Genomic DNA, 20,245 nt, shown 5'->3' on the forward strand with positions numbered 1-20,245 from the left:
CGGCAGCGGGGCCGGCTCCTGCCGGCGCGATCCTCATCTTGGCTGCGCTGGCAGCACTCCTCGTTTTTGTTTGGCGATTCACTTGCTGACCCCGGCCGGGGGCGGGGTTATGTGTGGCGGCTGGATGACGTTGTTGAGGGCGCTGGAAATCCGTAGAAGTTCGCTATGCGAAAGACGCTGCTACTTAGCACGCTGGTTGGCCTGCTGGCAGGATGCGCCGGGAGTCACCTGTTCGGGCTCGACTGGGGGGAGCTATCTCCGCTGAGGCCGATCCCCTCGCTCATGCCCGTTGGGAATGATGCCCCAGATCCCGACCGCGCCGGCGGTTAGAATGCGGGCATGAGCAGGCCCTCCTTATTCACCGTTGTACTAGTCCACCCCGTGCTCGCGATTGCGGTCTACATGCCCATCGCGGGGATCGGGGCCCTTCTCGGATGGTCGCCCTATGTTGCGATTGCCATCTACCTCTTGAGCGTCGCATTAGTCATTGGGATAGCGATCGCCCAATATCTGACGCATAAGCAACGCCCCTGACCCCAGCCGTGAGTCTGGGGGCTGAGTGAGATTGGGGCCAGTAAGCGTGCCGTTCCTGCCCTGCGAGTGGAGCAGCTTGCCCAAATTGACTGGTGCGGAGATGCGGCGTTTCGTAAAAGACGCCCCATGACATACCGCCAAATGCTCGTTGTGGGTTGCTGGATCGTCGTTCCAGCGCTTCTTCTCGCCGCGACGGTAAGCGTCCGCGCCAGGGCATTAGCTCCCTTGGTGCTGCTCGTCGGCGTGATCCTCTGGAGTTTCGTTCGCGAGGACGATCGGGAAGAGTATCGCTGACTTCACCCGTCGCCAGATTGCATTCCGGCGCCGGTAGTTAGAATGCGGGTATGAAATGCCCTCGCTGCGATGGTCAAGGCGTCATTCGCCCCGCTCGTATCAACGCGAACGGCTTGGCCATCTGGTTGTGCGATGAATGCGATGCCGTTTGGTCGTCGCCGAGCGAGATCAGCAGCAAAGGGAATTTCGTAGATTTCAGCCACTTTGTCGCCCGCTTCGGGCTCAAGGGCTTGTGGTCGGAAATCACGATCTTGGATAGCCATGCTCCCGCCGCTGACCCTGCTCGGGAGTCTGAGGGGCGCGAGTAAGCATGGCGGCCTGAAGATCCTCAGCTACAATGCTGCGGAACCATCTCTTCTGGGAGTATCCGATGCAGTCTTTCCCTTACTGGTTGCTCGCCGCGTTAGCCAGCGGCGCGTTCCTCGGATCGATGCTACGCCCCGGGCTTCTGGAGATCGTCATCGTATGGTCTGTTGTCGCCGCAGTCTATTCGACATGGCGCCGCATCAGTAGCCGCCGTCGACTCGCGGAACGCCTTGCCTAGCTAATCGCCGTTTGCATTCCCGCGCCGGCGGGTAAAATGCGGGGCATGGGACTTCTCGCTATGCTTGCCTATATGGCCCTTGCATTAAACCTCATCCACTCAGCCGTTAAGCACCGGCAACCTGGATGGGTTAGCGGGGTAACATTTGGGGTGGGGCTGCTCAGTCTGCCGCTCTGGGCGTGGCTGCTTGTTCTGGCGATGAACGCCCGCGACTAACGCAGCGCCGGGTCGGGAGTCTGAATCGTTAGGGGACTTCATGACGACTTAACGCCCCTTTTGGGGGAGTACGGTCGTGACAGCTGAACCCTCGTCCGGAGAGAAACTTGTCAGACAAATGCCATGAAGTCCTATGGCATCCGTGGTAAACCACGTCCACACTAGGGCGATGGGCTACACCATCTTCAAGGTCGGCGAGCAGGTGCGGATTAAAGCGGGTGACTTTGCCGGACTCGACGGCGTCGTCGCCAGCCCGACGTCAGCCCACGACGTCGTCGGCGCCGTGAACCCCAAGCAGCACAGCATGCTGCTGCCCGTGACGGTCGTTGTGCAGACGGAAGGCCGCAAGCTCGTGCTTCGAGTTGCCGCCGAGATGCTGGAGCGCCGCTGATCTCAGGCGGGAATGTTTCGTGATGCCAAGAGTCGGGTGGCTAGTTCGCGAGCAGCATGTCACCGACGCATGCCGATCAACGTCGATGCCTATAATCCAAAGCGATGAACAAGCACCGCTTAACCACTGGCGACTGGATGATGCTAGCCAGCACCGTGGCGTTGGCACTATTCTACATGCTGGGGTGGGGCGTCTGATCTCCGGCGACGCCATCGCGTGCCGCACTCTACTGCCGTCCCCTTCATCTGCATCGCCGCCCGCACCAAGTAACGGGCCCGTTTTCCAAGATGACCGGGCTTTGATCGCCAAGATTGGCGTTCAGCAGCGAATAAGATCGCATGTTTGGCGAAGACATCATTCTCGGTTGGATTCTCGACGGCCTGGCCGCGCGGTTTGGCCCCGGCCGCGTCTCGGGATGGATCGTGCTCGTCTGCTCGCTTGTCCTCGCGGCCGCCGGCGTTGCGCAGGTCGCCGCTTGGGAAGTGCAGTGACGAATCTCGCAAACCGTGACAAAGCGTTTTAGAATACCGGCATGAATCCAAACACTTGCGTCCGCTGCAGCAGCGCCGAACTTCAGCCCGGAAAGTTGTGGGGCTATCACCAAGTTCGCTTCGTGCCTGAATCTCGCCGGTTTCTGTCACTGTTTAGCTCGGTCAAGGTCCGCGCCCTGGTCTGCATGAACTGCGGAACCGTGAACCTCGCCGCGGAGCAGGCCGCTGTCGCCGAGATCATGAAGTAGGCTGGGCACTCGCACCCGCCTTTCACGACTTCCTCTCGCCCTGCCCTGCCGCGAAGAAAATCGCCCGCCGCGACAGGAGCATGCGGCGAACCAATGGGCTGGGGTGAGGCTCCTCCATCTCGGGTTTGGGATACACTGCCAATTTCCGGTCGTTTCCAGATTGCATTTCCACGCCGACGGTTAGAATGCGGGGAACTCCACTTTCATCTCCGCCGATGGTCGATCGATGGAAAGCTACATTCCGGCAATTTTTTTAGTTGTTATGATCGTGTTCGCCCTGGCAGTGGTTGGGCTGATGGGCTTGGCTGCGTGGGCGCTCGTTCGCGTGATCCGGCGAAACCCTCCGCGGCCCGGGCTTTGGGACCACAGGCACCCCTAGGTGCTTCGCGCTCCCGACCACTACTCCGGCCACTGCCGAAAGACGACGCACACGCCCGTCTTGTCGAGCAGTGCGAATTCGAGCGCTCCCCACGGCCTCTGCGTCACGCGCGGAAGGTTCGGGTGGAGCAAATCGGGCCGCTTTGCGGAGACCTCGCGATGGATCTCTTCGATCGTATCGGTCTCGATCGAAATCTCCGGCCGATCCTTCGCGGCATACTCCGCGCTCGCGACGACGTACGCCTTGGCGCCGTCGCGGCCAACGACGGCCAAATCGCCGTCGTGATGCAGCACCGTAAACCCCAATCCATCGACGAACAAATCGAGCCCCTCCTCCATCCGATCGAAGAAGACTTTTGGTATCAAGCGAATCATCATCGCCGCGTTCCCCGTTAGAGCCCGGCATGGTTGCGAGGCCATTGAAAAGAGTTCGGAATAGAGCGGCCAGTATATCGCGGCGCACAGCCAACTTCCGCATATCGGCCACGCATCGGTTTCGTCTTAGCCCCCGGTTCTTCAAACCGGGGGGGGGCGCAGCGTCCCCGCCCCCTTCCCTCGCCGCCCCAACAATTCCGCAAACTTTGTTGTCGAAACTGGGCCACCTGTTTTGCTAACGTGAACACTCAGTTCACCGCACAGCGCCCCACAGCGCGCCACATACCCGCCATCGCACGACGACGCAGCGCCATCTACTCACTTACTCACTTAAACACCTACTCACCAAAACACCCACCGCCGCATCACTCATGTCCCTCGACCTCACTTCCGACGAAATCGAGCAGCTCATCGAAGCCCTCGACTGCCTCAAAACCAAATTCGCCTTCGTGAAGAAGGGCGGCTCCTACGCGGAACGGACTACCAAGCTGCTCGAGGCCGAGACGCTTGAGCAGAAGCTTCGCGCGGCGCTTGGCAAAGCTTGAACCTCGCCGCAGGCAATGCTGGCATCGCGTCAGATGAACTAGCTCCAATGCCGCAACACGAGTACAAACTGCCGGATGCGTCGCCGCCTCGCACCCACTTGCCGAGCCCTTTTCCTTTTCGCTGTCGCGATGGTGCTCGCCGGCTGCCAGTCGGGCATCACCGCCGCCCATCGCATGATCGAAGGCCAAGCGATCGAACGGACGCTCGACTATCGCGATTCACCGCTGAGCCAACGCTTCGACATGCCCGTCGAACAACCCGCGCAGAAGAAAGCACTAACCGCGAATCTGCGCGAATAAAACAGAGGGCCATCGATCTCTTCCCATTCGCGCAAATTCGCGTGATTCGCGGTCCCTCCCCCGCATTTCCTTGGCGCTCTTGGCGTCCTTGGCGGTTCAATCCCCAGCCCCAAGCGAGAGTTGAAATCCCCGCCTCAACGGCTATCATTCAACCGGCAACTGCTGCCCCGGACGAGACGCGCCGTACCCGGTCACGCGAAGACGACGCTCCGAACTTTCTCACTCGTTCAGGAGGCGTCGTCATGCATTGGTGGTATTTGCTCGTTGCCGGATTGCTCGAAGTCGGTTGGGCCATCGGCCTGAAGTACACCGACGGTTTTACCAAGCCCCTCGCGAGCGTGCTCACCGCCGCGGCGATCGTCGGCAGCATGGTCTTGCTCTCGCTTGCCGCGCGGACGATCCCCATCGGCACTGCCTACGCCGTGTGGACCGGCATCGGCGTCGCGGGCGCCGCGACGCTTGGCATCGTGCTATTGGGAGAAGCGGTCACGCTCAGCCGACTGTTCTTCCTCGCGATGCTGCTGGTGGCGGTGATCGGTTTGAAGGTTACCTCCGGGCACTGATCGCGAATCGCTAGAAGCCATTGCCGAATAAGCAGCCCGGCCGATGCCGCGCCTGCCGCTGACCTGCTGCGCGAGATATGAGATACTGGGCCGCTTCGAGTTTCCGTCTCCATTCGCTGATTCGCAACTATGCCGACCGAAGCCGACAAGTACCCGAAGATCGCCCAACTGAAGAGCGTCGACGCGCTGCGTGCACGGCTGGCGGAACTGAACGCCACGCTACCGCTCGGCGACGAGATCCAAACGGCCGCGGCCGGTTCGCCGCTCGCGCAGCAGATCGACGTTGGTGGCTTCCGCGTCGGCAATCGGTGGTGCATTCATCCGATGGAAGGGTGGGACGCCCATCGCGACGGCTCGCCGAGCGACTACACGCTGCGGCGGTGGCGGAACTTCGGCCGCAGCGGCGCCAAGCTCATTTGGGGCGGCGAGGCGGCCGCGGTGCAGCCCGACGGCCGCGCGAATCCGAACCAAACGCTCGCCACGGCAGACAACAAGCGCGGGCTTGCCCAGCTGCTCGAAGAGTGCCACGCCGGGCATCGCGAGCAGTGCGGTTCGCTCGACGGCTTGCTCGTCGGTTTGCAGCTCACCCACTCGGGCCGCTTCTGCAAGCCGGCAGATCACGCCAAGTGGGCGCCGCGGATCGCGTACCATCACCCGTTGCTCGATGAGAAGTTCAAGATCGATCCCGCCGACGACGCCTGCGTGCTGACCGACGACGAGTTGGAAAAGTTGATCGACGACTACGTCGCCGCGGCGCATCTAGCCGCCGACGTCGGCTACCAGTTCGTCGACGTGAAGGCGTGCCACGGCTACTTGCTGCACGAGTTCCTCAGCGCGCGGACGCGCCCCGGGCGGTTCGGCGGCGACCTCGACGGCCGCTCTCGCGTGTTGTTCACCATCATCGATCGCATTCGCAGCGAGCTACCGAGCTTGATGATCGGCGTGCGGCTCAGCGTGTTCGACACCGTGCCGTATCGCACGAGTCGCGAGGCCGGCCAACCGATGGACTACGCGCAGCTGCTCCCCTACGGCTGGGGCTTCGGCGTCGACGAGCGCGATCCGCTGCGCTTCGATTTGGCCGAGCCGATCGAGCTGATGCGGCGACTCGTCGCGCATGGCGTGGCGATGATCAACATCACCTGCGGCAGTCCTTACTACGTCCCCCACATCCAACGGCCGGCGATCTTCCCGCCGAGCGACGGCTACCAGCCGCCGGAAGATCCGCTCGTGGGCGTCTGGCGGCAACTCGACGCGGTGCGGCAATGCAAGGCGGCGCTGCCGGACGTGCCGCTCGTCGGCAGCGGCTACTCGTACCTGCAGGACTACCTCCCCCACGCGGCGCAGGGCGCCGTGCGCGACGGTTGGGTCGACTTCGTCGGCCTCGGCCGGATGGTGCTTAGTTACCCCGAGTTGCCGCACGATTGTCTCGTCGACGGCAAGTTGAAGCGGAAGCTGGTGTGCCGGACGTTCAGCGACTGCACTACTGCGCCGCGGCATGGGCTTATTTCGGGCTGCTATCCGCTGGATGAGTACTACAAGCGAATTCCGGAGCGCGAGCAGTTGGTGGCGATTAAGCAGAAGCTGGGTGAAGGGTAGCAGCTTCCGCAGGTTTGAAAATTCCGGTTGCATCGGCGAGTGGCCGACGCTTGTACCGAGAGCACGCGCATCACAGCGCTGCAGATTCGATGACAACTGCCGTCGATTCGACGAGATTGCAACTGCTGCGTAGCGGTTCGATTGCAACTCGGAGCTTCAAAATCGGCCTGAAATGGCCGTTATTTCGCGCTGCGCCGTGATTGGCACAGCGGATGCCTCCTACTCCTGCAGAACGCTTCGGACGCTCGGCTCTTCGCCGGTGCAACCCGAACGGTGGAATCTGTATCGGGCCCGCCACGGGCCAGGGAGAGCATCATGTTACGCAAGTGCTGTTTGTCGTTGGCCGCGGTGGCGGCCTTGGGATTGGGCCTCGGCGTCGCGTCGACCGCGCAAGCCGATCATGGTCACGGCGGCGGTCATCATGGCGGACATCACGATCACTACGACCACCATCATCACCACTACCAAAGCGGCTATCGCGGCGGTTACGGATATGGGTTCGGCTACAGCGGGCCGACGCAAGTTCGGAGTATTTACGGACCGGCGTATCAGAGTTACTACCGCGTCCCGACTAGCGGCTATGGCGGTTACGGCGGCTACGGATACGGCGGGCGCTGCTACGGCCCCAGCTATCGCCGCGGCGGCGTGAGCGTGTCGTTCGGCTTCTAAGCAGCGTCTACCAGCACTTCGGACTGGCCGCTTTAGCGGCCAGTCCAATGCGGGTTCCAGGCCGCAGCGGCCCGTATCGGATTGAGCGTGCTGGCGTCAAAGTGACGGCAGATCGTCAGCTGCCGAATCCCGCTAGCTGCGGCGGCGGTGCCTTAAGTGGATATTTCGTAATAACTTGCAGCAATCGTGGCCCAACTGGCACGCCGGCTGCGTAATTGAGTTCCATCAAGCAGCGGAAAACGCAGGAAGAGTGTCATCCACCTAGCCGCCGCGTAACGAGGAACATCGTTTCAGAGGGAGTCAGTCATGTTGAAGCGCATCCTGTTAGCTGTCGCCGTTGTCGCGGGAACTACGCTCGCCGTCGCCCCTCAGGCAGACGCCGGGATCTTCGTCCGCCGGGTCGCTCCGGTTCGCCGCGTCGCCTATCCACCCTATCCCGTCGCCCGTGCCGCCGTGGCTCGCCCGGTGGTCGGTCCCGTGCTGTACCCAGCCTATCGCCCCGTCGTTTACGGCGGCGGTGGCTTCTACGGCGGAGGCTACTACGGCGGTCGTGGGTTCTACGGCCCTGGCATCTCGATCGGCATCGGCGGCTTCGGCTACTAACCCGATCCGGTGCGGCGCCGAACGTCGCAGCCTAATTCGCACATGAAGAATGTGGTCGTCTCGCCAGGAACTGTGCGGGTGGCGAACGACATCATGCCGCCTGTCAGCACACGCTGACAGGCGGCTTATTTATGCGCTGACGATTGGTGGAGCATTTGTGTGCCACTCGCCGCGGCGAGTGCGATGTGCCGAGCGTGTTCCCGCTTCAGCACTGGCAGGATGCCAGTGGCACCCCATTAGGCTTGCTAGCACTTCAAGCGAAGTCGTCGTGCACGGAAGAATCCTCATGCAACACGCAATTCCTACCGATGAAGCCCATAAGGAGTTTTCCTTTACTGCCCGATGAGTCTGCGCACTGCCGCACGACGCCTGCCGTTAAATGCTGCGACGCCCATGTTGGTCATCATCAGCGACCTGCACCTGACGGATGGAACGAGCGGATCGACGATCTCGCCCGGCGCCTTTCAGCTGTTGGGAGAACGGATTGCCGATCTCGCGATGGGAGCCTCGCAGCGCCGCGATGGCAGTTATCGGCCGATCGATCGGATCGACTTACTCCTGCTCGGTGATGTGCTCGACGTCATCCGTTCGAGCCGCTGGCTGACAGGCCGCGCTCGGCCGTGGGACGATCCGCAATCGCCAGCGTTCTTCGAGATGGTCTCGCAGATCACTACCGACATTCTGCGTCGCAACGAAGAAGCGCTCGGCGAGTTCCGCAAGCTCGCGCAGCAAGGGATCGCTATCCCCGCCGCGACGCGCGACGGCCGGCCGGCTGATCGCCAGCTGCTGCCGATTCCCGTTCACACGCATTACATGGTGGGGAACCACGACTGGTTCTACCACCTGCCCGGCGAGAACTACTCGCGTCTGCGGCGGCAGATCGCCCTGCACATGGGCCTCGCCACGAATCCGGATTCACCATTCCCGCACGAAGCGTGGGAATGCAACGAATTGCTGCAGACGATGCGGCGGCACAAGGTCTTCGCTCGTCACGGCGACGTGTACGATCCCTTCAACTACGAGGGAGACCGCAACGCCAGCAGCCTGGGCGACGTGATCGTTATCGAACTGCTCAATCGTTTCGGCGTGCAGGTGCAGAAGGAACTGGCCAACGATCTGCCCGAGACGGTCCTTTCGGGCCTCCGCGAGATCGACAACATCCGTCCGCTGCTGCTCGTGCCGGTCTGGATCGACGGTTTGCTGGAGCGCAGCTGCCCCCACCCCGCTGTGCGCAAGCAGGTGAAGAAGGTGTGGGATCAGCTGGCCGACGAGTTCCTCGACCACCCGTTCGTCCGGCACCGCGACACCTGGTGCCCAGTCGACATCGTCGACGGACTGCAGAAGGCGCTTAAATTCAGCCGCCGGCTTTCCGTCGGTTGGGCCAGCTGGATTGCCCAATGGATGTGGCAGCTCCGCGGGGCCGACAACAGCTCGTATTACCAGCACGCTCTCTCGGAGCAAGACTTCCGGAACCGCCGGGCCAAGCATATTGTGTACGGCCACACCCACGCGCACGAGACGGTGCCGCTGGACGCGAGCTTCGCGGAAGGGTATGTCTTGAATCAGGCGTACTTTAACAGCGGCACGTGGCGGCGGGTTTACGAGCAGACTCGCTTCGCCCCGCATGAGCAAGAGTTCATCGCCGCCGACGCCCTGACATACCTGGCCTTTTTCAAAGACGACGAACGCCGCGGCCGGCCTTACGAAACCTGGTCGGGCACGCTCGGCATCTCACCGCTGGCAAGCGTGACGATGCGCGTCGATTCGGGAATGAAGAGCGATGCCTCGCCACAACCGATTTCGACACCAAGCGTACCGATCCGAGCCCCCCATTTCGCCCTTCCGCCTACTCACGTCCGGGCGGCCGACGGAGCCTTCGTCCGCTGAGTTCGACGAGCGGATGGCGGCGGCCGGCGCGCGGTTCTCGCAAGCGGGCGTCGCGGCGATCTACTGCGTTCACGGTACGTTCTGCGGCGACGACGTTCTGGGGTTGTTTACCGAGCTGGAGGGCTGGGCGCCAGGCGTTGCCCGCCCGCTGCGCCGCTGGAGCAAGCGGGCGATCGACGCCGTCATTGGCGAGACGGGGAACTACACGCCGGCGTTCGCTGAGCGGATGCAATCGGCGCTGAGCGCGAGCGCCCCGCGCCCCGTGCCGGTGCGACTGTTTCATTGGTCGAGTCTCAATCATCACATCGGCCGTGCTGATGGCGCGGTGCGGTTGCTGGGTGAACTGGCGACGTTTGGCGAACAGCTGCCAAGCTCACAGGATAACCCTCGCGTCCAGCTCTGGGCTCACAGCCACGGCGGCAACGTCTTCGCCCTGCTGACGAACCTCCTCGGCGCCGACGAAGCGACTCGGCACGAGTTCTTCCACGCCTCGCGCACCTTCTTCCGCCCATGGATCGCCGCTGAGCCCGACCTGCCGGTCTGGGAGCGAGTCGAGCAGATTCTCGCCGACCCGCAGCATCCCGTGCGGCGGTTAAAGCTCGACGTGATCACCTACGGTACGCCGGTTCGCTACGGCTGGGACGCCGGCGCCTATCACAACTTGCTGCATGTGATCAATCACCGGCCCTACTCGAAGCATCACAAGCACCGCGCCCCCTACCCGCCCTGGCCGCATCACGTGTTGGCGGCCGAGCATGGCGACTACATCCAGCACGCTGGCATCGCGGGGACGAACCTCCCGCCGCTGCCGATCGCGCTACGGACGTTCCTCGCCGACTGGCGGCTCGGCAACCTGCTGCAGCGGAACCTCGGCGGCTGGCTCCGCTCGCGGCTCAAGCAGGGCGTCCGCGTCCACGACGAAGGAACGACGCTGCTGGTCGACTACGACGACCCCCACCGCATGCCCTGGCGGCATATCCTGGGGCACGCGCCGTATACGCGCAGCCATTGGCTGCCGCTGCATTGCGAACTCGTGGCGGAGCATTTTTACTCGCAGTGAACGATTGCTAGCAGGCACCTCATGCACGAGCACTTACAAGTCACCACCACCGCTGGCAGCCGCGAGGAAGCCGACGCGATTGCCACGGCGCTCGTAGAGCGCCGCCTGGCGGCTTGCGTGCAGATTGTCGGTCCAGTGCAGAGCGTTTATCGCTGGCAGGGGCAGGTCGACTGTAGCGAGGAGTGGCTCTGCCAGATCAAGACGACGCGACAGCACTACGCCGCCGTCGAAGCGGCGATTCGGGAGTTGCACTCGTATGAGTGCCCCGAGATTATCGCCACGCCGATTGTGGCGGGGAGTGCGGCGTACTTGCAGTGGCTAGCTGAGCAGACGTCCTAGCCCCGGGCTCCGCCCGGGGGTCGCACAACGCTAGACGACGCCGATCGGCGTGGATGCCGACCCCCGGGCGGAGCCCGGGGCTAGAAGACGGTCGCATCAGTTGCTAATCGACCGGAAGTTGTTGAAGTTCAAATTGCCGAACGCGAACTGTGGGAACATCGCGTAGAGGCCGTTCGTGAAGAACTCGCTGATCCATTCGTCGGCGACGCGGATCGGGGTCTTCGGCACGATGACGATGTCGGAGTCGTTCAGCCAGATCTCGTCGGCGGGCGTCGGGCGCTTGCCGTAGAGGCCGCCTTGGATGTCGAACATCGACGCCATCAGCCGCCAGTCGTCGCCGCGGCGGAAGACGACCACTTGGCGGAGGTTGCCGCCGTTCAGATGGCCGCCGGCCATGGTGACGGCTTGCATCAGCGTCGTAGGTCCTTCAAGCACAAACCGGCCTGGCTGCCGCACTTCGCCGCCGATGAAGACGTACCGCGGCGCCCGTTGCGTGAGGACCGGCGTGATGTCGACGCCGGGGATGGCGGCGTCGTAGCGGGCGTCGACTTCAACCTTCAGCTCGTCGACGGTGAGGCCTTGAGCGCAAATCGGGCCGAGGGCCGGCAGGAAGAGCCGGCCGTCAGGATTCACCGTCGATTCGAGTTGCTGGCCGCCGTTGCCTTGGCGGGCGACGACCGCGTTGATGAGGTCCTGCAGGCGAGTGTTCACTTCCACCGGCGTCACGGTGATCGCCGGCACTTTGTAGTACTTCGTATACCGTTCTTCGAGGTGGAGCCGCAGGCCGTCGACGGTCATGTTCGCGGCACGAACCTGGCCGAGCAGCGGCAGCGTGATCGTGCCGTCTGGCTGAATCACCAACTCGCGGCGGACGTCGTCCTGCGTCCCGCCGATACCGCCAGCGGCCGAGTCGCCGGTCAGCGACTCAACGCGGATCTTATCGCCAACTTGCAATTCGTATGGGTAGCTCGTCATCTCCCGCGTCAGGCGGAAAACGAAGATGATGCGATCGTCGACGCGGATGCGGTACTCCGGCACGTGCGCGAGGCGGGCGTGGCCGATGTACTCGCCTTGAGCGTAGGCTTGCCAATCGACTGGGCCGCGGGCGTCCCAGGTGACTTCGCCTTGGCCGGCGCTCACGGTGCTATCAACGCCCCAGATCGGGTATGGGGCTGCGGGGCTGAGCGCTTGGCAGAGCACGAACTCTTCCGCGGTGGCGAGCTTCACCATTCGCTCGCGCACGCGTTCGGCCGTGGCGGACGGAACGACCTGCCGCGGCGTTGAGCGATCGGTCAGCGACGTGAGGACAGTGAGCGCCACGGCGGCGACTGCCAGCTTCTTCAGTGCCATCGGTTGCCAGCGAAGGATCATCGGAAGTAGCCTCCGGGCAGCCGAGTGATGTTGTGAACCGGCTCGCTAGGAGCTGGCGCCGGGGCTTGGTTCGTTGCGGTTGCGGCGGGGCGAGGCTGCGGAATTGGCGGGCCGGAGGCGACCTGCGGGGCCGGCGCTGTCGGCGCCAGCGGATCGCCCGTGCGTGCCAGCGTTTGCGGATCAACCCACTGCACGCCGCTCACGCTGCTCATCCCCTGCGCGGCCAAGTGATGCGCTTGCGACTCGCTAACCGTCGCCAAGTCTTCGCGGCCGAGCTTCCGTTGAATGCGGGCCAAGTTGCGATAAACGACCGGGTGAGGTTCGCGGGCCGCCACCTGGGCGAGGATGTATTCGGAATCGACGTAGTGCCCAGCTTCCGCTAGCAGCACGCCGAGCTCGTGGGCCGCGAGATGGTTGTCTTCGCGAGCTAGCAACGCCGCTTGCTGCAGCGAGAACGCGCGACGTTCGACCTGCACGATCCGCCCTGGTTCAGCGCGGCCGATCTGGCTGTAGAGCTTGCCGAGCGCGTGGAGCGCCATCGAGCCGGCCGGTTCGCCGGCGACCGAGGCGCCAAGTTGCAATTGGGCGTAACGGTAGTATAGATCGGCCAGTTGCTGCGGCATTAGGTCGCCGGCGCCACTCTTCGCAACCGGCGTACGGTGTGAGGCGATGATCACGGCGAAGTCGAGGCGATTGTCGATGCCGGGTCCGCGGGGCGTGAAGTCGGCTGCTTCTTCCAGGGCTCGCAAGCCGTTGGCAAGCGCGACCGAACGCCGCGACACGCCGCGCTTTTGATCCTTCGCTTCGGCAATCATCCGCAAGACTTCGATGAACTGTTCGCGAGCTGCGAAGTAAGCGCCCCGCTGAGCGAGCTTGTAGCCGCGGCGGATTTTGGCGAGAGCCTGCTCGCTGACCATGGCGCCGGTCATGTGGCCGGTAACCGTGGGGCCAGCGTCGGCCAACAGTTCTTCCGCCTCTTGCGAGAGCGGGCCGCCGAGGGTGCTCGTGGTATCACTGAGTCGCGGCGGGAGTGCGAGCGACGCTTCTGCGCTCGGGGCGTCAGGCGTCGGTAGAATTTCGTAGTTGGTTAGCGGCTCGGTGGCGACGAGTGAAGACTCAGTCGACTGGTCAGCTGGTGTGCTCGCGTCGAGGGGCGTGGCTCCGGAGGCGTCATGCCATTCGGTAAAACCTGCTTCGAGCGGTTGCGGCGGCAGCAGCGTCGGCCCGGCGGCGGGCATTTCGACGGCGTCGAGTTCCGCGGTTGCGCTCGGCGCCGCGACCACTTGCTCGGCTTCTTCCGCTTCGATGGTCGGGAGCGGCGTGAGCTCTGGCTCGGCCGGCGTTTGCAGACGCGGCTCGCCGGGCAGCGACATCATGCCGGCCGGTGCTACGCTGTCAGCCGTTGGCGGCAGCAGCGGGCGAGCCCAGGCGACTTCGGCCTGTCGGGGAGTGCGAGCGAAGGCGCCAGCAGCGGCTGCGCCCGATTGCTCGGCGCGTTCGACGCCAGCATCGCCGCAGCCGATCGCGGCCAACAGCGCCAGTGCGCACGCTTGCCGCGGCCATCGCCCAACGCGTTGGAGGTCACCCTCGATCATGTACGCCCATCCCTGGCTAAGTGCCGGCGTGGAGCCGGCGCCAGCGCGCATCCTGCGCGCCCCTCTGCTGGAACTAAAATTCGACTGTTGCCGACCGCAGGTGACAGCAAAAGCGCGGCCCGCGGGTACGGTTCGCCGCTGATAGCAGCGTTAAAGACGGCAAAGTTTCACCATCCTCGGGCGGGGGGCTGCACCGCTATTTGGCGGTTAGATCAATCGCCCCAATTAGCAGTTGGCAGGCATTTCTCTGCAGGGGCTCAAAACAGCCGCTTCTGGTAACTCCCCTTCACTGGCAGCGCGTTGAAGCCGGCCGCTTGCAGATGGCCCACAAATTCCGCGGGCCCATGCGTACAGTAGATCTCCCGAGCGCCGACGCGTTCGGCCGTCTCCATCAACTCGTCGAAGTCGGCGTGATCGGAAAGCGGCAGTGCGTGGTCGACGCCCCAGCGGTATTTCGTGCCGGGGTCGATCGCCCAGCCGGTGATGGCGATGCTCACCGGCCGGCGGATGCCGGCGAGGCGGAAGTCGCGCGCGCCTTGCGGTAGCGTCATCACGGCGCGGCCCGGCAGCAGCGCCGGGTCGTAGAGTCGCATATCGCCGAGGTCGACGCCGCACTGGCGGTAGACTTCGCTCACGGCGTAGATCGTCGGATGCTGCAGTACCGGGATGCCGGCGGCGGTGAGGATGCGGGTTGCTTCCTGCGACTTGCCGAGCGGATAGGCGTGCAGCACCGGCGTGGCGCCGTCGGCGATCGCCTCACGCACGAGCGTGAGCAACCGCTCGACCGTTTCGCTTCGCGGCGGCATGCGGTAGCGCGGCTTGCCGAAGGTCGATTCCATCACCAGCACGTCGGCTCGCGGTAGTTCGCAGCGCTCCGCCGTCGCCGACTCACCGAGCTTGAAGTCGCCCGTGTAGAGAAGCGAGCCTTCGTCGCTTTCAATGAGGGCCATCGCGGAGCCGAGACAGTGGCCCGCGGGGTACGTCGTTAGGCGGACGTCGCCGAACTCGAATGGCCGGCGGTACGGAACTTCCACGACGCGCCGCATGGCGCCCATCCGCAGCTTGTAGAGACGGCCCGTCTCCGGCGTGCAGTAGGCAACTTCGTGCGGACCAATGTGGTCGGCATGGGCGTGCGAGACGAACCCATGCGGCTGCCGACGGCAGACGTCGAGCGCCAGTCGCGGGCGATTGTAGAACAGGCCTCGGTCCCAATGAAACATTTGTACATTATTCCGCGGCGCGGCGGCGAACGCCAGATGGTTGCGAAGTTTCGGAATGCGGAGTCGGTGGGTGTGAATTTGCTTGCGACGGTGCTGGCGCCTGCCTAACGTGGCGGCATGGGACGCCCCGCTGCTTCGTCGCTGCGAAAATCACTCAAGCTCGCTTACGCGAACGGCGCGCTGTGGGGCGGCGGCAGCGGGTTGGCGAGCGTCTCGCTGATCGCTTACTTCGCGCGAGAACTCCACGCCGGCGGAACCGCGATCGCTTGGATTTTGGCGGCGCCGTCGCTGGCGGGACTGTTGCGGCTTGGTACGCCGTGGTGGTTGCATCGCGTGGCGAGCCGGCGGCGATTTTGCGTGGCGATGTTTTTGGCGAGTGCGGCGACGCTCGCGGCGTTACCGTTTGTCGCGGCGCCTGGGAGATTCGGCGATTCTGCTTGGTCGCTTGCGGCGCTCGGCTCCGCATGGAGCGTCGCGCAGACGCTGGAGTTCATCGGCGTTGTCGCGCTCTGGTCGTGGTTCGGAGATTTGGTTCCCGCGGCGGTGCGCGGGCGATTTGTCGGGAGGCGCGAGGCGTGGCTTACCGCGGGACTCGTCGCCGGCGGATTCGCGGCGGCGGCGATTACTTGGGCGTGGCAGCGGCACTGCACGGCGATTGGTCGGCCGGAACTGCTGTGGAAGTCTTACGCGGCGTGCGCATCGTTTGGCGCCGCGTTGAGCGCGCTCGCCACGTTGCCGCTCGCTCGCGTGGCCGAGCCGCGCGCTGCAAGCCGTTCGACGCGTAACTCCGGGACGAGTCCCCTGCCCCGCCTCGGCGACCTCGTTCGCCCGCTGGTCGACCCTCGCTTCCGCCGGCTGATGGCGTTCGGCGTCTGTTTCTCCGTCGCCAATGGATTGGTTCAATCGCCGCGGCAGATTTTTCTGGCGAGCGTGCTGCGGCTAGAACTGGCAGAAAAACGTTCGCTCGATGCGGCGTCCCGTGGCGTGCAGATCTTGCTGATGCCGTGGCTCGGCCGGCTGGTCGACCGTCGCGGCAACGTGCGTCTGCTCGTCGTGAGTTGGAGCATCGTCTCGCTGGCACTGGTTTTCTTCTTGATCGCTACGCCCGCGACCTGGTGGCTCATCATTGGCGCGTACGTTTGCTGGATCGCTTATGCGGGGCTCAATGTGACGCTGCCGAACCTGATGCTAAGCCTGAGTCCGCGCGAGTCGACGGCAAGCTACGCCGCGGCGTGGTTCGCGTGGACGCAACTGGCCTACTCGCTGAGCATTCTCGGCGGCGGGTACCTATTCGACCGACTGGCGGCGATGGAGTCGCCCGCGGGCAGCCTCCCGGCGACCGGCGGCTGGCTTGATCGCTTCGGGATTCTCTTTGCCGCTAGCGGGGCGCTAATGCTTGTCGGCGTCGGGCTGGCCGCTCGCGTTCCTGAGCCGACAGACGAAGAGGCCGCTTGAGCCTCGGTTCGCGGGCTCCATTTTGCGGCTTTCCCGATATTCGAAGCAGGGCCCGGTTTTGCGGGGTTGCTATACTAAGGGCTCCCTTCTGAACCGCCTCGCCTGCCGTCGAGTTCCAGCCTCTATGTTGAAATCGTTTTCTCCGTCAGCGCATCGAACTACTTGGCGGTTCGTTCGGTGCGCGGTCGTGCCGCTTGCTCTTGTTTGTCAAATTGCGTTCGCCGCATACTCGCGCGGCGAAGATGCGGCGCCAACGTCCTCGGTAACGGCCACCGCCGCCACTCCCGCCACGAAGCCAGCTGCCAAACCCCCTGGCATTCGCAATGTGATCATCATGATCGGCGACGGCATGGGCCCGCAGCAGGTCGGCATGCTCACACAGTACGCCCGGTACGCGCCGGGTTCGCAAGTCCCTCACCGTAAGGCGGCGATCGAACGGCTGCTTGCCGAGGGAACGGTGGCGATCGTCAACAACCAACCACACGGCGCGCTGGTCGTTGACTCCGCCGCGGCGGCGACGCAGTTGGCCACGGGGGAGTTGGCGGGTTCGGAAATGATCGGCGCCAACTATCGCGGCGAGCGGGTCGAGAACATCGTCGAGGCGGCCCACCGCGTCGGCAAGTCGGCGGGGCTCGTCACCGATACTCGCATCACGCACGCGACCCCGGCCGGCTTCGCGGCGCATCAGGCGAACCGCGAGAGCGAGAACGAAATCGCGCTCGACTATCTTGACAACAAGGTCGACGTCCTCATGGGAGGCGGCATCCGCAATTGGGTGCCGGAAGCGATCAACGATCGCAACTCGCCGACCTATGCCGCGCTGATGCAGATGACCGGCGGCGCGTATCCTGCCACCTCGCGGCGCCGCGACAATCGCAACCTGCTGCTCGAAGCCCGCGGCGACTACAAGCTCGTCTTTGATCGCAACGCTCTCGAGAAGGTGACCGACGGCAAGGTGATCGGCATCTTCGCCGACTCGGAGCTGAACGACGCCCTCGAAGACGCCGCCACCGCCGCTAACCCGCAGCGGACCGAGCCGACGCACGTTGAGATGGTCGGCAAGGCGATCGAGTTGCTCGATAAGAACCCCAAGGGCTTCTTCCTGATGGTCGAGGGGGGCCAAATAGACTGGGCCGGCCACAACAACGACGCCGGCGTGCTGCTGCACGAACTACTCGACTTCGACGCCGCGGTGCGGCTCGTGTACGAGTGGGCCAAGGATCGCGACGATACGCTGGTGATTGTTACCGCCGATCACGAAACCGGTTCGTTCGGCTTCAGCTATGCGGGCCGGCCGCTGCCGGAGTCGACAAAGCTCGCCGGCGACCTCTTCGCCGGCGTGCCGTTCGAGCCCGCCTTCAACTACGCGCCGCCGGAGTTGCTCGATCAGATCTTCGCGCAGAAGAAGAGCTACTTCACGATGATGGCCGAGTTCGACGCGCTGCCGCCGAAGGAAAAGACTGCCGAGCGGTTGATGCAGATCGTCAACGATTCGTCGGCGTTCAAGATCACGCTCGACGACGCAGTGAACGTGCTGGCCCGCGAGCGGAACAAGAACTACGTCGCCGGCCATCCTTACATGAACACGGAGACCGTGCCGAAGATCGACGACTTCGAGCCGTTTTATGTGTACGGCGAGAACTTGCGGATGAATCTGCTGGGCCGGGCGCTCGCGGATCAGCAGCACGTCACTTGGGGCGCCGGCACGCATTCGAGCACGCCGGTGATCCTTGGCGCCTTCGGGCCCGACCACGCGGCGAAGCGGTTTGGCGGGATGCTGCACTCGACTGATGTGGGGAAGCGGATGATTGAACTCATTACTGCTGAAACGCCCGCGAAGAGCATGACTTCGCGGTAACGCAAAGTCGCGACGTACGTCGAAGGTCGCGGAAGCTCTCACGAGGGTTCGGACTGGTCGCTTAAGCGACCAGTCCAGCGGCGCGGACCGGCTTGAGGTTGCGCCTCGGCGTCGCGTTAGTCCGCCTTGTATTGGTGCAAGTCCGAATAGAGTCGAAGTTGGCGAGGCGTTAATTTGACAACGCGACCCGCGTAACTTATTGTGCGTCCATCTTCACCTGGGAAAGGGACGCTAATGACTCGATTTTCGTCTGTTCTTGCCTCGTTGGTTCTGGCCTGCTGCTGCGCATCCGTGCATGCTTTCGTGCCGACCGCTGACTACACGCTTCTCGCCTCTGATTACAGCCGCGGCTTGGTGAAGGTCGACCCCGTAAGCGGGGAGATTATTAGCACCGTCTTCGCCGCCTCGGGCATCGGCGACATTGAACGCGGGCCCGACGGGCTGATCTACCTCAGCAATTCATCGCAGCGCGTCGTCCAGGCGGTTAACCCATTCACCGGCGCCTTGGTGCGGACGATTACGTTCGCCGGCGATCCGATGTTTTCCTACCCCACGACGCCGATGGATCTTGCGTTTGGCCCTGACGGGCGACTTTATGCGAGCGTCATGGATGTGCCGTTCTTTGGCAACATCTACGTCGTCGGGCCGAACGATACGCATTCGACGCAGCACTTTAATCCGACGCTTTTCACGGGCCTGCCGCTGGGCATTGAGTTTGGCCCCGACGGCAATCTGTACGTTGTGTCAGAGAACTCCGGCAATTTCTACAACCGCCTCGATCGACTGAACGGCGTGACCGGAGTCGTCGAAGCGATGCTGGCGGATCAAAACAAGGGGCTGTCGTTGCCCACTCGCTTGACCATTGCCGCCGACGGGACAATTTTCGTCGCAAATCAAGGCTGGGGCGACCGCGAGATCACTAGTTACTCGTTGAACGGCGACTTGTTGCAGACGATTCCTGTGGCAAGTGGCGGGCTTAACGGACTGACGTTTCTGCCGGACGGAGATTTGGTCTGGGGCGACGGCGGCGCTAACTTCATGCGCTACGACTTCGCGACGCAAACGACCTCGGTGTTTAGCACTGGGTATGGCAGCGCTCAGAAAATGATTGCGATTCCTGAGCCGGCGTCATTGGCATTGGCGTTTCTGGCAGCGCTGGCGATCGTGAAGCGCCCGCGGCCTGCGCGACTGTCAACGTAGCCACGGCCACCACGGCATGGTGAACTCGTTACTGGCGGGCGTTTTCAGGCGCCGCCATGTGCCGAGGCAGAATGCTCCTCCGACGACCAGTTGGAACGGCAGCAGCCAGAGCATTCGCTCGTCGCGAGTGATCGCCAGCGTGAACGTGGCGGCCACTTGCCCCGCCATCATGCCGCAGCAGAGTCGCAGAACCCAACGGTGGAAGACGTAGGCTGTGGAAGGGACTTTCCAATACCTTCCCATGAAGCTCACTCGCAACGATGGCAGAGCGAACGATAGCGGCGTGCCGATGATTGTCGCCAATCCCACAAACCAAGCGAGGCGAGGGTCGTCGAGCAGTACTAAAAGTAGTTGATCGTCTGCCGGGTTTAGCGGCGTGAAGAGGAACACGGCGAACGCGACGACTGCGACGACGACTTCCAGGCGGTCGTACTTTTGCATCACGGCGACCGAGTAGAAAGATGTTTGCTAGTTGATCCTTGAACTGGCATGACGCGGCGTCGGGAGGCTCGT

The 20,245-nt window shown here is 63.5% G+C and carries 23 protein-coding genes and 1 riboswitch; of the genes, 18 read left to right on the plus strand and 5 right to left on the minus strand.

Annotated features, from left to right (window positions below):
* Nucleotides 1-660 precede the first annotated feature (660 nt).
* The 6 genes from ACQY7R_RS22290 to ACQY7R_RS22315 all read left to right on the plus strand — a co-directional run bounded on the left by ACQY7R_RS22290 (nucleotide 661) and on the right by ACQY7R_RS22315 (nucleotide 2,718).
* Complete coding sequence (locus ACQY7R_RS22290; protein WP_428307755.1) at nucleotides 661-828, plus strand: hypothetical protein; 168 nt, start codon at nucleotides 661-663, stop codon at nucleotides 826-828.
* A 50-nt stretch (nucleotides 829-878) separates the two neighbouring features.
* Nucleotides 879-1,136 carry a hypothetical protein gene (locus ACQY7R_RS22295; protein ID WP_428307756.1) on the plus strand — a complete coding sequence of 86 codons (258 nt, stop codon included), beginning with the start codon at nucleotides 879-881 and terminating at the stop codon, nucleotides 1,134-1,136.
* 62 nt (nucleotides 1,137-1,198) lie between these two features.
* Complete coding sequence (locus ACQY7R_RS22300) at nucleotides 1,199-1,372, plus strand: hypothetical protein (protein ID WP_428307757.1); 174 nt, start codon at nucleotides 1,199-1,201, stop codon at nucleotides 1,370-1,372.
* Nucleotides 1,373-1,721: 349 nt separating this feature from the next.
* Nucleotides 1,722-1,979, plus strand: a complete 258-nt coding sequence (locus tag ACQY7R_RS22305) for a hypothetical protein (RefSeq protein ID WP_428307758.1) — start codon at nucleotides 1,722-1,724, stop codon at nucleotides 1,977-1,979.
* 338 nt (nucleotides 1,980-2,317) lie between these two features.
* Complete coding sequence (locus tag ACQY7R_RS22310; RefSeq protein ID WP_428307759.1) at nucleotides 2,318-2,470, plus strand: hypothetical protein; 153 nt, start codon at nucleotides 2,318-2,320, stop codon at nucleotides 2,468-2,470.
* Nucleotides 2,471-2,511: 41 nt separating this feature from the next.
* Nucleotides 2,512-2,718 (plus strand): hypothetical protein, encoded by a 207-nt coding sequence (locus ACQY7R_RS22315; protein WP_428307760.1) that lies wholly within the window; start codon nucleotides 2,512-2,514, stop codon nucleotides 2,716-2,718.
* Nucleotides 2,719-3,117: 399 nt separating this feature from the next.
* Here ACQY7R_RS22315 and ACQY7R_RS22320 read toward each other — a convergent pair whose 3' ends face one another.
* Complete coding sequence (locus ACQY7R_RS22320) at nucleotides 3,118-3,474, minus strand: hypothetical protein (protein WP_428307761.1); 357 nt, start codon at nucleotides 3,472-3,474, stop codon at nucleotides 3,118-3,120.
* A gap of 368 nt (nucleotides 3,475-3,842) precedes the next feature.
* Between ACQY7R_RS22320 and ACQY7R_RS22325 the strand changes: the two genes are divergently transcribed.
* The 9 genes from ACQY7R_RS22325 (at nucleotide 3,843) to cutA (ending at nucleotide 11,033) form a co-directional block, all read left to right on the plus strand.
* Nucleotides 3,843-4,016, plus strand: a complete 174-nt coding sequence (locus tag ACQY7R_RS22325; protein WP_428307762.1) for a hypothetical protein — start codon at nucleotides 3,843-3,845, stop codon at nucleotides 4,014-4,016.
* 129 nt (nucleotides 4,017-4,145) lie between these two features.
* Nucleotides 4,146-4,316 carry a hypothetical protein gene (locus ACQY7R_RS22330; RefSeq protein WP_428307763.1) on the plus strand — a complete coding sequence of 57 codons (171 nt, stop codon included), beginning with the start codon at nucleotides 4,146-4,148 and terminating at the stop codon, nucleotides 4,314-4,316.
* Between the two features lie 148 nt (nucleotides 4,317-4,464).
* Nucleotides 4,465-4,527, plus strand: a riboswitch (guanidine-III (ykkC-III) riboswitch).
* A gap of 31 nt (nucleotides 4,528-4,558) precedes the next feature.
* Complete coding sequence (locus tag ACQY7R_RS22335; protein ID WP_152097105.1) at nucleotides 4,559-4,879, plus strand: DMT family transporter; 321 nt, start codon at nucleotides 4,559-4,561, stop codon at nucleotides 4,877-4,879.
* Nucleotides 4,880-5,008: 129 nt separating this feature from the next.
* Nucleotides 5,009-6,475, plus strand: coding sequence for an NADH:flavin oxidoreductase (locus ACQY7R_RS22340; RefSeq protein WP_428307764.1), 1,467 nt, complete (start codon nucleotides 5,009-5,011; stop codon nucleotides 6,473-6,475).
* Between the two features lie 315 nt (nucleotides 6,476-6,790).
* The gene (locus ACQY7R_RS22345; RefSeq protein WP_428307765.1) at nucleotides 6,791-7,144 is read left to right on the plus strand and encodes a hypothetical protein; all 354 of its coding nucleotides are present in this window, start codon (nucleotides 6,791-6,793) and stop codon (nucleotides 7,142-7,144) included.
* Between the two features lie 306 nt (nucleotides 7,145-7,450).
* Nucleotides 7,451-7,747 carry a hypothetical protein gene (locus ACQY7R_RS22350; protein ID WP_428307766.1) on the plus strand — a complete coding sequence of 99 codons (297 nt, stop codon included), beginning with the start codon at nucleotides 7,451-7,453 and terminating at the stop codon, nucleotides 7,745-7,747.
* A gap of 393 nt (nucleotides 7,748-8,140) precedes the next feature.
* Nucleotides 8,141-9,634: a hypothetical protein gene (locus tag ACQY7R_RS22355; protein ID WP_428307767.1), complete on the plus strand. Its 1,494-nt coding sequence runs from the start codon at nucleotides 8,141-8,143 to the stop codon at nucleotides 9,632-9,634.
* 13 nt (nucleotides 9,635-9,647) lie between these two features.
* A complete protein-coding gene (locus tag ACQY7R_RS22360) occupies nucleotides 9,648-10,694 on the plus strand; it encodes a hypothetical protein (RefSeq protein WP_428307768.1) in 1,047 nt (348 codons plus the stop codon).
* A 21-nt stretch (nucleotides 10,695-10,715) separates the two neighbouring features.
* The gene (gene cutA, locus ACQY7R_RS22365) at nucleotides 10,716-11,033 is read left to right on the plus strand and encodes a divalent-cation tolerance protein CutA (protein WP_428307769.1); all 318 of its coding nucleotides are present in this window, start codon (nucleotides 10,716-10,718) and stop codon (nucleotides 11,031-11,033) included.
* Nucleotides 11,034-11,129: 96 nt separating this feature from the next.
* Here cutA and ACQY7R_RS22370 read toward each other — a convergent pair whose 3' ends face one another.
* The 3 genes from ACQY7R_RS22370 to ACQY7R_RS22380 form a co-directional block, all read right to left on the minus strand.
* Nucleotides 11,130-12,404, minus strand: a complete 1,275-nt coding sequence (locus ACQY7R_RS22370) for a polysaccharide biosynthesis/export family protein (protein WP_428307770.1) — start codon at nucleotides 12,402-12,404, stop codon at nucleotides 11,130-11,132.
* Nucleotides 12,401-13,999, minus strand: coding sequence for a hypothetical protein (locus tag ACQY7R_RS22375; RefSeq protein WP_428307771.1), 1,599 nt, complete (start codon nucleotides 13,997-13,999; stop codon nucleotides 12,401-12,403). Before ACQY7R_RS22375 ends, ACQY7R_RS22370 begins: the two co-directional genes overlap by 4 nt.
* Nucleotides 14,000-14,256: 257 nt before the next feature.
* Complete coding sequence (locus ACQY7R_RS22380) at nucleotides 14,257-15,219, minus strand: MBL fold metallo-hydrolase (RefSeq protein ID WP_428307772.1); 963 nt, start codon at nucleotides 15,217-15,219, stop codon at nucleotides 14,257-14,259.
* 117 nt (nucleotides 15,220-15,336) lie between these two features.
* On the opposite strand from ACQY7R_RS22380, the gene ACQY7R_RS22385 reads away from it, so the two are divergent.
* The 3 genes from ACQY7R_RS22385 (at nucleotide 15,337) to ACQY7R_RS22395 (ending at nucleotide 19,732) form a co-directional block, all read left to right on the plus strand.
* A complete protein-coding gene (locus ACQY7R_RS22385) occupies nucleotides 15,337-16,674 on the plus strand; it encodes an MFS transporter (RefSeq protein WP_428307773.1) in 1,338 nt (445 codons plus the stop codon).
* Nucleotides 16,675-16,861: 187 nt separating this feature from the next.
* On the plus strand, nucleotides 16,862-18,532 hold the full coding sequence (locus ACQY7R_RS22390; RefSeq protein ID WP_428307774.1) for an alkaline phosphatase: 1,671 nt from the start codon (nucleotides 16,862-16,864) through the stop codon (nucleotides 18,530-18,532).
* A 303-nt stretch (nucleotides 18,533-18,835) separates the two neighbouring features.
* A complete protein-coding gene (locus tag ACQY7R_RS22395) occupies nucleotides 18,836-19,732 on the plus strand; it encodes a hypothetical protein (RefSeq protein ID WP_428307775.1) in 897 nt (298 codons plus the stop codon).
* Here the strand turns inward: ACQY7R_RS22395 and ACQY7R_RS22400 are convergent.
* Nucleotides 19,724-20,173, minus strand: a complete 450-nt coding sequence (locus ACQY7R_RS22400) for a hypothetical protein (protein WP_428307776.1) — start codon at nucleotides 20,171-20,173, stop codon at nucleotides 19,724-19,726. The genes ACQY7R_RS22395 and ACQY7R_RS22400 overlap by 9 nt on opposite strands.
* Between the last annotated feature and the right edge of the window lie 72 nt (nucleotides 20,174-20,245).

It is taken from the genome of Lacipirellula sp. (assembly GCF_965279485.1).
GTDB lineage: Bacteria > Planctomycetota > Planctomycetia > Pirellulales > Lacipirellulaceae > Lacipirellula.

Bases quoted from the DNA above. Each gene is read 5' to 3' on its own strand.
- ACQY7R_RS22290 (WP_428307755.1), top strand. From the start codon at position 661: ATGACATACCGCCAAATGCTCGTTGTGGGTTGCTGGATCGTCGTTCCA.
- ACQY7R_RS22295 (WP_428307756.1), top strand. From the start codon at position 879: ATGAAATGCCCTCGCTGCGATGGTCAAGGCGTCATTCGCCCCGCTCGT.
- ACQY7R_RS22300 (WP_428307757.1), top strand. From the start codon at position 1,199: ATGCAGTCTTTCCCTTACTGGTTGCTCGCCGCGTTAGCCAGCGGCGCG.
- ACQY7R_RS22305 (WP_428307758.1), top strand. From the start codon at position 1,722: ATGGCATCCGTGGTAAACCACGTCCACACTAGGGCGATGGGCTACACC.
- ACQY7R_RS22310 (WP_428307759.1), top strand. From the start codon at position 2,318: ATGTTTGGCGAAGACATCATTCTCGGTTGGATTCTCGACGGCCTGGCC.
- ACQY7R_RS22315 (WP_428307760.1), top strand. From the start codon at position 2,512: ATGAATCCAAACACTTGCGTCCGCTGCAGCAGCGCCGAACTTCAGCCC.
- ACQY7R_RS22320 (WP_428307761.1), bottom strand. From the start codon at position 3,474: ATGATGATTCGCTTGATACCAAAAGTCTTCTTCGATCGGATGGAGGAG.
- ACQY7R_RS22325 (WP_428307762.1), top strand. From the start codon at position 3,843: ATGTCCCTCGACCTCACTTCCGACGAAATCGAGCAGCTCATCGAAGCC.
- ACQY7R_RS22330 (WP_428307763.1), top strand. From the start codon at position 4,146: ATGGTGCTCGCCGGCTGCCAGTCGGGCATCACCGCCGCCCATCGCATG.
- ACQY7R_RS22335 (WP_152097105.1), top strand. From the start codon at position 4,559: ATGCATTGGTGGTATTTGCTCGTTGCCGGATTGCTCGAAGTCGGTTGG.
- ACQY7R_RS22340 (WP_428307764.1), top strand. From the start codon at position 5,009: ATGCCGACCGAAGCCGACAAGTACCCGAAGATCGCCCAACTGAAGAGC.
- ACQY7R_RS22345 (WP_428307765.1), top strand. From the start codon at position 6,791: ATGTTACGCAAGTGCTGTTTGTCGTTGGCCGCGGTGGCGGCCTTGGGA.
- ACQY7R_RS22350 (WP_428307766.1), top strand. From the start codon at position 7,451: ATGTTGAAGCGCATCCTGTTAGCTGTCGCCGTTGTCGCGGGAACTACG.
- ACQY7R_RS22355 (WP_428307767.1), top strand. From the start codon at position 8,141: ATGTTGGTCATCATCAGCGACCTGCACCTGACGGATGGAACGAGCGGA.
- ACQY7R_RS22360 (WP_428307768.1), top strand. From the start codon at position 9,648: ATGGCGGCGGCCGGCGCGCGGTTCTCGCAAGCGGGCGTCGCGGCGATC.
- cutA (WP_428307769.1), top strand. From the start codon at position 10,716: ATGCACGAGCACTTACAAGTCACCACCACCGCTGGCAGCCGCGAGGAA.
- ACQY7R_RS22370 (WP_428307770.1), bottom strand. From the start codon at position 12,404: ATGATCCTTCGCTGGCAACCGATGGCACTGAAGAAGCTGGCAGTCGCC.
- ACQY7R_RS22375 (WP_428307771.1), bottom strand. From the start codon at position 13,999: ATGATCGAGGGTGACCTCCAACGCGTTGGGCGATGGCCGCGGCAAGCG.
- ACQY7R_RS22380 (WP_428307772.1), bottom strand. From the start codon at position 15,219: ATGTTTCATTGGGACCGAGGCCTGTTCTACAATCGCCCGCGACTGGCG.
- ACQY7R_RS22385 (WP_428307773.1), top strand. From the start codon at position 15,337: ATGGGACGCCCCGCTGCTTCGTCGCTGCGAAAATCACTCAAGCTCGCT.
- ACQY7R_RS22400 (WP_428307776.1), bottom strand. From the start codon at position 20,173: ATGCAAAAGTACGACCGCCTGGAAGTCGTCGTCGCAGTCGTCGCGTTC.